Raw genomic sequence first — 11696 nt, 5'->3', positions numbered from 1 at the left:
CCAATATGTTGAAGAATCACAAATTAGCAAAGGCAATTAGTGAGGTGAGTTGGTCACAATTCCGCACGATGCTTGAATACAAAGCGAATTGGTACGGGAAACGAGTTGTAACTGTTGCGAAAAACTTTCCATCCAGTCAACTATGTTCTTGTTGTGGCTACTGCAATAAAGACGTTAAGAATCTCGCATTACGTGAATGGACTTGTAAAGGGTGCGGAGAACATCACGACAGGGATATGAATGCAAGTGAAAATCTTAAAAATGAAGCGATAAAACTTCTAACCGTAGGGACTACGGGGATAGCCTAATCGAAACTTTCGGTTACGAAGGTGTTCTTAGGAATCTCCATCTTCAAATTTCGTAGGAAATTAAGGTGGAGTAGTTCAAGAATCCTATCATCTCCAGTGAACTGACACTCTTTGCACAAGAATTACAACGATTTTTATCTTCTATTCTCCTACAAGAAATTGCCAAAAAGGTTGGTTTTGTGCAGCAATCTAATATCAAGCAGATGAACTGATCACCCTTTGCGTTTGGCTCAACCAAGAAATTGCAAGCACTTCACTTACACAGCTATGTAGTCGTTTGGAGGCTTCAATGAGTATTAATGAGCCAAGAGGGGCTCAATCAACGTTTTAATTCTGCAGCCGTCGCATACCTTCGAGAAGCCTTTACATCACCGCTAACCTAAAGCTTTGTTTAAATCAATCGTTTTCTTTACAAGTGATTTCTACTAGATTAAGGATTAACAACCATGATTGCATAGAATAAAGTTAAATTAACAGGCACCATTAAGTTGGTTTTCCAGAGCCAACTCTCCAGTTGGAGCTATTTCAAATTGATATTCCATGGTTGTTAAAATAAGGTCCTGGAATAATGGTATAACTCATATTAGGCTTAAAACCTCCATATAATCTGAAATACACTTATCTCCATGGTTTTATTAATTTAATATTTTGTTATATATGGGAGGAAGGTTATGAAAAAGATTATATTTTTCCTTGCTATGGTCTTGATATTGTGTGCTTGTGGTGGTGAAGAACCTGTAGAAGTGGATCACGCAAAGATGTTGTATGATTATACTGATTTAAATGAGGTAGATGAAGATGAGATCATTATGCCCCATACAACAGTTAACCTTCACGGAGAAATACAGAGAAAAGGTGAGGAGATTAATATGGCCGTATCTAGACTCTCTGATGAGGATGGCATTGCACACGAAGGTGTTGTTTTTGAAAATAGTAACTTGTTGGTTGTAGAATCGATCGATAAAGAAAAATACTTAGTCCTCGTTGAAGACCGCGATGAATTCAATCAATGGAGTGAAGGTGACTTCATCACCGTCACAGGGACCTTTGAAGGAATTAATAACTCAACGTATACCCCTTTAATTAAAGCAAATCGTATCGAGTAATTACAGGAAGTTCCTGATGACCAATGATAATAGTTATTATAGACCCTTTTACGCCATCCACCTCAATCTAACTGTTACTATGTCAATAAACGAAGAAAAGCGCGAATTCCATAGTGCGCTTCATTGTACGAATCGTTTCCTTACCCCATGAAGGGCCATGATTGTTAATTAATTGACTATCTGCTTGTTTCAGAATAGGGCGCGATAATTGAATAAGACAACTAATATAAATCTCATTCCTTTTAAAGCAGAGCGGAGGGGCTAATCCTCCAATTCGTTGACTAAATAATACCCCAAAGATAAACAGCTTTTGTTCTATTTATCTTACGTGAGTAATTGCGTCTTTGCATCATTCATTTACCTAATTACATTTTGAACGTGTTGATCTGTCTAATTCTATGTCACTATCCAAAGGTTATTTTATATATTTAAAGGTCTTCTATGAAGTTTAAAATGCCTATATTATAGCGTTCTAGTGTTTTAATCTCGTTGTTCATAAAAGAGTGGGAATAAAGATATAACTTGATGAAGAGAGAACGCCTATTTAACAGTATTTATCTTAATCTTAAATTGACAAATTGGTATAAAATAATATAGTTCCCTGCTATAATCCCTTCCAAAATAATTTGGTAGGGATTATTTTTTCAAATTATACATCCAAAACTCGTTGAAATATCAATAGATTTTCTTTTGATTATACCCTCTAATACATCAATAAAGGCGCTTAAGAGTTCCTTGAATATCCCTATTAAAACGATATAATTACTGTAGGAAGGAGAAAGCCAATGCGAAAAAAATGGAACTATATTTGGTCTTTTATGATCGCTTTATTAATTGGATTAGGGATATATAGCAATCTATCAGAGGAAGAGACAAAGGTTTTAGAAAAACAAGTAATTTCTATCGCTGATGGTGGCTGGGATAGTATGCAAGTACATAATTTTATCGCAGGATTCATTATTGAAAATGGCTATGGATATCCTGTTAACTATATAAACGGTTCCTCGATTGCGACCTTTGCAGGACTCAGAACAGGTGAAATCGATGTTTATATGGAGCTTTGGTACAACAACATGGAAGAACCGTATTTGGAGGCGCTAGAGGCTGGAGAGATAGTTGAGCTTTCGACGAATATGGTAACGGATGATCAAGGGTTTTATGTACCAACGTTTGTCATTAAAGGTGACCCAGAAAACGATATTGAACCAATGGCACCTGATTTGGAAACCGTAGAGGATTTGAAAAAGTATCCCGAGCTATTTCAAGATCCTGAGGATCCATCTAAAGGCGTAATCATTGGTGCGCCCAGTGGAACGGTTATCCATGAAATATTGGAGAAAAAAGTGGATACATACGGCTTAAATGAATCTTATAATTATTTTACACCGGGATCTGCAGGAGCAGTCACTGCTTCAATTGCCAGGGCATTTAAGAATGGTGAACCATGGGTTGGTTATCAATGGTCGCCAACATGGGCGATGGCTAAGTACGATATGACTTTATTGAAAGAACCTCCTTATGATGAGGTGGTTTTTAATGAAAACTTTGGAACTGCATTCCCAGAAAACCCTGCTTACATTGCAGCGAATGCAGAATTGCCGGAGCGGGCACCAGAAATCGCTGAATTCTTGAGTAATTATGAAACGTCGAATGTTATAACAGGTGAAGCACTTCTTTATATGGAAGAGAATGATGCAACACCAAAGGATGCGGCTTTATGGTTCATGAAAAATTATGAAGCGGTATGGACGGAATGGCTTCCAGAAGAAATTGCTGAAAATGTAAAAGCTGCTTTGAAAGGATTGGAACTGTAAGCAGAGAGAGGAGGGGATCTACGGATGTATGAATTTCCAGCAAAACTAACTTTTCATATCGGAAGTTATATAGATAGGATTGTTGATTGGTTAACTGTTCATTGGGCAGGATTTTTTGGTGCCGTTAAATCGGGACTTTTATGGGTGTTTGTTCATTTGAATGATTTTCTGACATGGGTTCCTTGGTGGTATTTTATTTTAGTTATTTTCTTACTCGCTTGTCAATTTAAGTCTATAGGATCGGGTATTCTCTATAGTTCCTTTTTATTTTTAATTGGTATGTTTGGCTTGTGGGAAGCGACGATGTATACCTTAACGATTGTTATTTCAAGTGTGGTTATTACCATTATGATAGGGATACCTCTGGGTATTATCATGGCTTCCAATAATCGATTTGAAACCTTTATTAAACCATTGCTTGATGCGATGCAGACGATGCCATCTTTTGTTTATCTTATACCAGGAATCTTTTTCTTTGGCTTAGGACTTGTTCCTGGTGTGCTTTCGACGATTATTTATGCACTTCCGCCGATTATGCGTTTAACGAATTTAGCGATTCGTGGGGTCCCAGAGGAAGTGGTAGAGGCAGGTTTATCATTTGGTCCGTCCAAATGGCAGTTACTGATAAAGGTACAAATTCCTCAGGCACTGCCGACGATAATGACCGGTGTAAACCAAACAACGATGATGGCACTTGCAATGGTTGTAGTTGCTTCCATGGTAGGTGTGGAAGGGCTTGGTTTGGAAGTGTTATCAGCTTTAAATCGAATTGATGTAGCGCAAGGATTTGAAGCAGGAATTAGTATCGTATTTATCGCAATTATTATGGATCGACTAACACTTGCTATTTCCAACAGAACGCAAAGCAGAGCGAGAAAGGAACGGAACTAAATGATGTCTAAATTAGAAATTAACAGCGTATCTAAAATCTATGGCCCTCATCCTACTAAAATCGTTCCGTATCTTGAGGAAGATTTGACTAAAGAAGAAATATTTCAGAAAACTGGACATACGGTAGGGATTCGCAATGTTTCTTTTGAAGTGAAAGAGGGCGAGATCTTTGTGATAATGGGGCTTTCTGGAAGTGGAAAGTCCACCCTAATTCGTTGCATTAACATGCTGCATGAGCCAACAGATGGAAAGGTTTTGGTAGATGGAGAAGATATTACAGCATATAGCCCGCGTCAACTGAAGAAATTTAGACAACGTAAAATCGCAATGGTATTCCAGCATTTCGGGCTATTCAATCATAGAACAGTAGCGGAAAATGTTGGCTATGGCTTAGAGATTCGTAAGATTTCTGCCAAGGAACGAGCGGAAATTATTCATAAGCGTATCGAATCTGTTGGATTAAAAGGCTGGGAAAACAAATATCCAGATGAGTTAAGCGGTGGTATGCAGCAGCGTGTAGGACTTGCTCGAGCGCTTGCGAATGATCCAGATATATTATTAATGGATGAACCATTTAGTGCACTCGACCCGCTAATTCGTCGAGAAATGCAGCAGGAATTATTAGAGCTGCAGCAAAGACTAAAGAAAACAATTATATTCATCACACATGACGTCAATGAAGCATTTAAACTTGGCAATCGGGTAGCTGTAATGAAAAACGGAGAAGTTGAACAGATCGGTTCTCCTATAGAGATATTAAGGAAACCGGCAAATACATATATAGAAGCGTTTGTGAAAGAAATTGATCGTTCGAAAATTTTTCAGGTACGCCATATGATGATGGATCCTCAAGCTGTTATTCAGCTTTGGGATGACTTGGAAACAGCAATTGACAAAATAAATGCAAGTGGATGTTCAGAGCTTTATGTTGTCAATGAAGAAGAAAAGATACAAGGAATACTGTCACTTGATGATGCGCTGCATGGTTTAGAGGGAGGTAAAGATTTGAGGCAGATTATAAAAGATGATTATGAAAAAGTAGCAAAGAATGTGTATATCCAGAATCTGCTAGAACAATCAATAAAGAGCTTTTACCCGCTTGCCGTTGTAGAGAATGAAAGGCTTATTGGTGTGCTGCCGCAGAACAGGATTTTGGAGAGTTTGGTTTGAGGTTAGTGGAAAGTAACTTTTTAAGAAGTATAAAAGATGAAATATTTTAAGGGAAATTAATCTTCTTTTCTCTTGATCTGAGTGACTGGTTGTTTGAAAATGAGGTGATGCGATTTAATTGTTTCTTTTCGTTATTTTACTGCTTCGTTCACTTCAAAAATGGACTCCAGTCATATCAAAATAATTTCTTTTTACCCTATTTTCCCCTCTCTTTATCTAGAATTTAAAGTTTTTTTAAATAATCAAGTAGTAACAGGTGTCCTAAAATTTCTGGTAATACAGGGACTTTAGGACTTTTTGAGGTTAGTCTGATTAAAGGGTTAGCGTAATTATGATAAAATTATGCTAAGTTAATGAAGGGATGATATTATGCCACATATTAGACCAATTTCAGATTTACGCAATAGCTTCGCAGATATTTCAAGGATGGTGCACGAATCGTCAGAACCCATATTTTTGACGAAGAATGGTTATGGTGACATGGTGGTAATGAGCATCGAAGCATACGAAAGGAGATTGTTTGAAAGTGAGGTTTATTTCAAGCTAAAAGAAGCGGAACTGGAAGCTAAGTCCACGGATAAACGATATACACATGAAGAAGTATTTTCAGACTTAAGGTCAAGACTTGCTAACAAGGTTGACGATGATGTATAGACTGAAATATTTGCCTTTGGCTTTAGATGATTTAAGAGATATAACAGACTATATTACCGAAACTCTTAAAGCACCAAAGGCTGCAATTGACTTATTGGATACTTTGAAGAATCCATATCTAGGCTTGAGTACTTTCCCCAGACCAACCACTGGATTCATTCGTTATCTCCTCCAATAAAATATATTTGTCGGTATTCCTAATCCTTCTTGCAGTATCATAGTTTCGCTTGTTATAAGAGATTAATGTCCCGACCAGACTCAATCATGTCTCTATAAATAGGGAGCGAACAGCTTAGTTGACGGAATCAAGTTCCACGGGTGTGGTCGTTCTACCCCGGCTACAACAACTTTAAGGATAAGACCATATAAAAAATGGTCAACCAGTAATTAAAATGTACCCTATAGAGTAGACACTAAAAAAAGGTCTGCTTCTAGAGGGTACTTTTATGTATAATGAAAAAAATAGGGAATCGGAGAACATTTATATGTCAAAAAAACAATTTACTGAAAAAGAAATAGAAATACTATCTAATAATAGATATGTTCAATCTGTAAGTTCAAAGGGTGTTACATATACAGACGAATTTAAGAGGATTTTTATAGCGGAAAATGAGAATGGAAAATTGCCAAGACAGATATTCGAAGAGAATGGTTTTGATATTGAAATCATTGGTATCGTAAGAGTACATAGATCTGCTTCTAGATGGCGAACTGTTTTTAATAAATCAGGAGTATTGGGACTTAGAGATACACGAAAAGAAAATTCGGGGAGACCAACTAAGAAAAATCTTTCTCTAGAAGAAAAGAATGTTAGATTAGAAGCTCAAATTCAATTGTTGAGGGCTGAGAATGAGTTACTAAAAAAGTTAGACATGATGGAAAGGAGGCAGGAGAGAAACGAGTAAAAGCCTCTTCTGAACAGAGGTTTCTTTTAATACGTTCAGTGATTGAAAAGTACAAACTCAAAAAGATGGTAAGTTTCTTATGCAAAATTTCGGGGATTTCACGCTCAGGTTACTATAACTATTTTTCTTCAAAATCTCAGGAAAGAAGAGAAAAACGAGAAAAAGAAGACATGATCATTAAAGGGCATATTTTAAAGGCTTTTAATTTTAAACGCCGCAAAAAGGGTGCACGCCAGATTAAGATGACATTAGAAGGACAGTTTCAAATTACTTATAACTTGAAGCGAATTCGAAGAATTATGAAGAAATATAAAATCGTCTGTTCTATTAGAAGGGCCAATCCTTACAAGAAAATGTTAAAGGCCACTCAAGAATACACAGTATTGCCCAATTTATTAAACCGAAAGTTTAAACAAGGAATTCCGGGAAAAGTACTACTCACTGATATAACTTATTTATATTACAGTAATGGACAGAAGGCTTATTTGTCCACTATTAAAGATAGTTCAACGAATGAAATACTTGCCTATAATGTGTCCAGTAGAATGACATTAGATTTAGCTACAGATACATTAGTAAAATTAATGAAGAATAAACGAGTAAAGTTGGCTGAAGGGGCTTTTATTCACTCTGATCAAGGAGTGCATTATACAAGTCCGACCTTTCAAAAACAGGTGAGGAAACTAGCGATTGGTCAATCTATGTCAAGAAGAGGAAACTGTTGGGATAACGCTCCCCAAGAATCTTTCTTTGGTCACTTCAAAGATGAAGCCTATATAAAGCCCTGTAATACAATAGAAGAACTCAAAAAAGAAATCAAAAATTATATGACGTACTATAACAATTTCAGATACCAATGGAACTTAAAGAAGATGACTCCTGTACAATACAGAAATCATCTTCTCCATGTGGCATGACCTTTTTCAAAATGTCCTTTACAAAGGGTACAATTTAAATTTCTGGTTAACCTTATAATACGAAACGGGTATGTTGTTTAATGGAAATCAGGCGATAAAAAAGTTCTGCTAGAATTCCCACCAAGATAATTTATAGGTGCGAAAAACGTTGATATAAAAGCCTTTTGTCGTCGCTTGCAATTTTGGAATGGGAGTAAGAAAATAAAAATTACCTACTTACCTTTCAAATTCTTTCTACTATGTCAAATAAGGGCGAACCAAGCGTTGTTAACTAATTCCTAACTCTTTTTCAATGTAATTTATATATGCTATATTTCTTTCTGGGATTAAAAGCATTGTATCATTAAAAAAATTCTATCTGATAAAGAACATATAGTAATATCAACTTTTTCTTCAGCTTCTTCCAAACAATTATCGCATTTACAATTTTTTTGGCTTGTATGTCCACATTTCAAACATTTAGATGTCTCTTCTTTTATAGAAAAGTTATTCATATCCTGCTTGATTGGTAATTCTATATACATTTTTTCTAAATCATGTTTGCAAATGTTTTTGGACAGGATCTTTGGAAATTCTTTTCTTAACTGGGATGGATTAATTTTTTTGTTTGATTCTTTTGCAATTTGTTTTAAAGCCTTATTATTTTCATAATAATCTACCAAAACAGATTTAATTTCACCTTCATTTTTATCATTAAAAAAAGAACCTGAGGTAGAAAAGTCTAATCTACTTAAAATTTTACAAATTTCCACTGTTGTATCACCTAACTCGCATACTATAAGATTTTTTACACCTATACCTTTAGTGCAATTCGTCTAAAGGATTCTCAATTCTCTATAAACTATACAGAACTAATTATAATACATATCAGCATATACCTAAATAGTCCTTGATAGCTCTTAAATAGAGAAAAAAAGATTAAATATAAGATTCTTCACTATTTCATCTAGTAGGGTGTTCTATATCAAGTCATATTCATGGATTTGCATTAAATTGCAGTTTGAAAATGCGATGAAAGAAATGTAACATGTTTAATTGTACTTAAACTCATCTCAGCTTAATTATAGAAAGGTTATTACCACTTTTAGACAATATACATATAAAAACGAATGAAAAGCTGGATACCTTTCAATAAGAAGAGATTAAAAGAAAGAATCAACAGGAGGAGTTAATTTTGAAAAAAGCAAAGCATATCGGATTAATTTTTGGAATTTTGACTATATTTATCCTTGCAGCCTGTGGTGGCTCAGATGATGATAACGCTACTGATAGTAATGGTGAAACAGATTATAGTGAAGAAGTGGATTATACCATTATTGGGATTGAACCAGGTGCAGGGATCTCCGTTACGACGGAAGCTGCAATCGAAGAATACGATAGTTTACAAGGCTGGTCAGTAGAGTTATCTTCTACTGCAGCGATGATGACGGAACTTAGAGGTGCAATTGAGAATGAGGAACCCATCGTAATTACTGGTTGGAACCCGCACTGGATGTTTGCGGAGTATCCAGATATGAAGTATTTGGATGACCCTGAAGGGATTTATGGTGGAGAAGAAACCCTTAATTCGTTGGCAAGAATTGGACTGGAAGAAGAGAAACCAGAGGCTTATAAGTTAATTGACCAATTCGAATGGAATGTAGAGGATATGGAAGCAATTATGTATGAGGCCGAAGAAACTGGTAAAGAAGTTGAAGAAGTAGCAGTACAGTGGGTTGAGGACAATCAAGATAGAGTAGCAGAATGGGTAGAAGGTGTAGAAGATGTCGATGGAGTTGAAATCGAACTTGCTTCAACACCATGGGATTCAGAACGAGCATCTTCAGGTGTATTAAAAGAAGTAATGGAACAAAAGGGGTTTAACGTAACTGTAACTGAGTTAGATGTAGCCATTATGTTTGAATCGATTGCCACAGGAGATGCAGATGCCAGTTTAGGAGCTTGGCTACCGATAACACATAAAGATTTTTATGAGGCGCATCAAGATAACATTGTTGATTTAGGTCCTAACTTAAATGGTGCTAAAATTGGGCTTGTTGTTCCAGAATATATGGATATCGATTCTATTGAAGATTTAAATCCGAGATAAAAAGATAATCTTATAAAATTGCCGAGAAGTGACTTAATCGTTGCTTCTCTTTTTTTGTTTAGTTTATTTTCCGGAATTTTCACGAGAAAAACAATTTGATGTTGAACAAAAAACTGCCTCTAATTGAGACAGCTTTTATTTGAACTTCTAATCCATTTTCAAAAAGTTCCTGTTATAGAGGTCTAAATGTGGATGAATAGTGAAGATTCCTTGTTTAATCTATTTTTTAACCCATCTAAAATTAATTGGACTAAAGGTTCTTGGTTCATAGTAACCCCCTTTTTCTAATAATTAGACCACCATGGTGTGACAATTTGTTACAAGGAAATGCATACAAGTTATTGAACTAAGAACAAAAGCTGCCTTACATAAAAAGACAGCTTTTATCAATGGCTAGAAAACTACAACAACAACCCCATCAATAAACATGCTCCACCTCATACCCCTCATCTTCCAAAATAGAAACAACATGCGGCTCCATAATTAAATGCAAACTGCCAACAATAACAAAATAAGTATCGCCATTATCCTCTTCTAGGAATTCCGCAATTGTATCGGCCATACCAAAGTTACGTTCATCGTTTAAAGCTTCCATAAAGGCTTGTTCCTCAGCAGATGGTTCTACCTCTGCATCCGTTAAAGTGGTTAACAGCTCATCGACATCTCCTTCTTTATAGAGGCTAAACAGCTCGAGCATATCCTGTTCATAATCATCAATGTCAACTAATGAATCCTCTAACATTTGGATTTGATAGTCATCTGATGTATCAGCGAAAATGCTTAGCTGTTCTTCAACTGTTTCGAGTGCAATGATTTCTTTGTCATCTTGAGTTGCTCTGTCTAAAAAGTATTGGTCTACTCCGTGCATAAAGCCAAGCTGCTCTGTCATGAGCTGTTGAATGGTGGAGGATAAAAACCATGGTTTAAAATTCTCAACCATTTGTAATGGCAATCCTAGTTCATCTAGTGTCGTAGCTAATTCAGAATACACATCTTCCGGAATATGGTCTTCTATTGTGGTCCCGTCTTCATAGACGCCAAGATCCATTGTTAATTGCTGTACCTCCATTACATTTAAATCGGTTATATCAATTTCAGGCACAACGACATCAGCTTCTCGATATGCATCTTCAATTTTTTCATTTAATGGATAAAAGTCTTCTGTCCCAGCATGAATGGTTCCTTGCAGGTAAACCGTCGTATCACCATTTTCTACTTTCCATAAAAAGCCACCCGGACCGTCGGGACTTCCAACGACCTCTGTTTCTTCTGTGAAGTGGACAACGACTCCTTGCTCAGCTAATTCATCGAATAATGCTTGGTGCTCCTCATCGATCGGATTATTCATCACATTAACTTCTTCGAGACCTTCTAAATCCTTTAACAGTGAGAAATCATTAATATCATTATCTTCTAGTGACAATGTTTCCAAACCATCCATTACTTCCATTCCAGTAAGATCGCTAATGCCTAAACCAGATAGGTCAAGTTCAACTAATTCATCAAAATCTGTCTCATATAACTCTCCATCTGGTTTTTCAATCTCTCCACGTAATGCTTCTTCTAGTTGTCCATCGGAAAAAGAAATGGCTTCTTCTGATTGACATGCGGTGATTACTAGGGCAAGCATAACAACCAATAAATTGGTAAACAGTCGTTTCATGAAAACAGCTCCTCTTTATTATGTAATTTTTATCATTAGGATGAGAATAAATGATGTTACCTCGTCAAGTCAATTTGATCGAAGTGATTTATCCATATCATCCCCAGTTTTGATTATAAATGATAATTGGCATGATAAGGTAATTGATATGAAAAAATGTTCAGTCAATCATGAAGCAC

10 protein-coding genes and 1 pseudogene are annotated in these 11696 nt (G+C 36.1%); 9 read left to right on the top strand and 2 right to left on the bottom strand.

Going from position 1 to position 11696, the window contains the following annotated elements; all coding sequences use genetic code 11:
- The 8 genes and pseudogenes from F1560_RS14640 to F1560_RS14605 all read left to right on the top strand — a co-directional run.
- On the top strand, nucleotides 1-308 hold a 308-nt coding region (locus tag F1560_RS14640), incomplete at its 5' end, for an RNA-guided endonuclease TnpB family protein (RefSeq protein ID WP_149475394.1).
- A gap of 86 nt (nucleotides 309-394) precedes the next feature.
- A pseudogene (locus F1560_RS14635) lies at nucleotides 395-685 on the top strand (IS4 family transposase); the annotation flags it as partial.
- A gap of 294 nt (nucleotides 686-979) precedes the next feature.
- A complete protein-coding gene (locus F1560_RS14630) occupies nucleotides 980-1414 on the top strand; it encodes a hypothetical protein (protein ID WP_149475393.1) in 435 nt (144 codons plus the stop codon).
- Nucleotides 1415-2199: 785 nt separating this feature from the next.
- Nucleotides 2200-3228, top strand: a complete 1029-nt coding sequence (locus F1560_RS14625) for an ABC transporter substrate-binding protein (protein WP_149475392.1) — start codon at nucleotides 2200-2202, stop codon at nucleotides 3226-3228.
- A 24-nt stretch (nucleotides 3229-3252) separates the two neighbouring features.
- Nucleotides 3253-4119 carry an ABC transporter permease gene (locus F1560_RS14620; protein ID WP_149475391.1) on the top strand — a complete coding sequence of 289 codons (867 nt, stop codon included), beginning with the start codon at nucleotides 3253-3255 and terminating at the stop codon, nucleotides 4117-4119.
- On the top strand, nucleotides 4120-5289 hold the full coding sequence (locus F1560_RS14615) for a quaternary amine ABC transporter ATP-binding protein (protein WP_149475390.1): 1170 nt from the start codon (nucleotides 4120-4122) through the stop codon (nucleotides 5287-5289). It abuts the gene before it with no gap.
- 369 nt (nucleotides 5290-5658) lie between these two features.
- Nucleotides 5659-5943 carry a type II toxin-antitoxin system Phd/YefM family antitoxin gene (locus F1560_RS14610; RefSeq protein WP_149475389.1) on the top strand — a complete coding sequence of 95 codons (285 nt, stop codon included), beginning with the start codon at nucleotides 5659-5661 and terminating at the stop codon, nucleotides 5941-5943.
- 485 nt (nucleotides 5944-6428) lie between these two features.
- Nucleotides 6429-7765, top strand: a protein-coding gene (locus tag F1560_RS14605; protein ID WP_149475388.1) for an IS3 family transposase whose coding sequence is annotated in 2 segments (ribosomal slippage) — nucleotides 6429-6813 and nucleotides 6813-7765 — 1338 coding nt in all. Because the reading frame shifts where the segments join, the coding sequence is not laid out codon by codon here.
- Nucleotides 7766-8091: 326 nt separating this feature from the next.
- On the opposite strand, the gene F1560_RS14600 is transcribed toward F1560_RS14605, so the two are convergent.
- Nucleotides 8092-8517, bottom strand: a complete 426-nt coding sequence (locus F1560_RS14600) for a hypothetical protein (protein WP_149475387.1) — start codon at nucleotides 8515-8517, stop codon at nucleotides 8092-8094.
- Between the two features lie 422 nt (nucleotides 8518-8939).
- Here F1560_RS14600 and F1560_RS14595 point away from each other — a divergent pair, with 422 nt between their 5' ends.
- Nucleotides 8940-9854: a glycine betaine ABC transporter substrate-binding protein gene (locus F1560_RS14595; protein WP_245347874.1), complete on the top strand. Its 915-nt coding sequence runs from the start codon at nucleotides 8940-8942 to the stop codon at nucleotides 9852-9854.
- A 418-nt stretch (nucleotides 9855-10272) separates the two neighbouring features.
- Here the strand turns inward: F1560_RS14595 and F1560_RS14590 are convergent, their stop codons facing one another.
- On the bottom strand, nucleotides 10273-11517 hold the full coding sequence (locus tag F1560_RS14590; protein ID WP_149475385.1) for a TraB/GumN family protein: 1245 nt from the start codon (nucleotides 11515-11517) through the stop codon (nucleotides 10273-10275).
- Between the last annotated feature and the right edge of the window lie 179 nt (nucleotides 11518-11696).

It is taken from the genome of Oceanobacillus polygoni (genome assembly GCF_008304605.1).
GTDB classification, from domain to species: domain Bacteria; phylum Bacillota; class Bacilli; order Bacillales; family Amphibacillaceae; genus Oceanobacillus; species Oceanobacillus polygoni.
Note: the sequence above shows the minus strand (reverse complement) of the source record. Positions and strands in the feature narration are given on the sequence as shown.

Bases quoted from the DNA above. Each gene is read 5' to 3' on its own strand.
- F1560_RS14630 (WP_149475393.1), top strand. From the start codon at position 980: ATGAAAAAGATTATATTTTTCCTTGCTATGGTCTTGATATTGTGTGCT.
- F1560_RS14625 (WP_149475392.1), top strand. From the start codon at position 2,200: ATGCGAAAAAAATGGAACTATATTTGGTCTTTTATGATCGCTTTATTA.
- F1560_RS14620 (WP_149475391.1), top strand. From the start codon at position 3,253: ATGTATGAATTTCCAGCAAAACTAACTTTTCATATCGGAAGTTATATA.
- F1560_RS14615 (WP_149475390.1), top strand. From the start codon at position 4,120: ATGATGTCTAAATTAGAAATTAACAGCGTATCTAAAATCTATGGCCCT.
- F1560_RS14610 (WP_149475389.1), top strand. From the start codon at position 5,659: ATGCCACATATTAGACCAATTTCAGATTTACGCAATAGCTTCGCAGAT.
- F1560_RS14590 (WP_149475385.1), bottom strand. From the start codon at position 11,517: ATGAAACGACTGTTTACCAATTTATTGGTTGTTATGCTTGCCCTAGTA.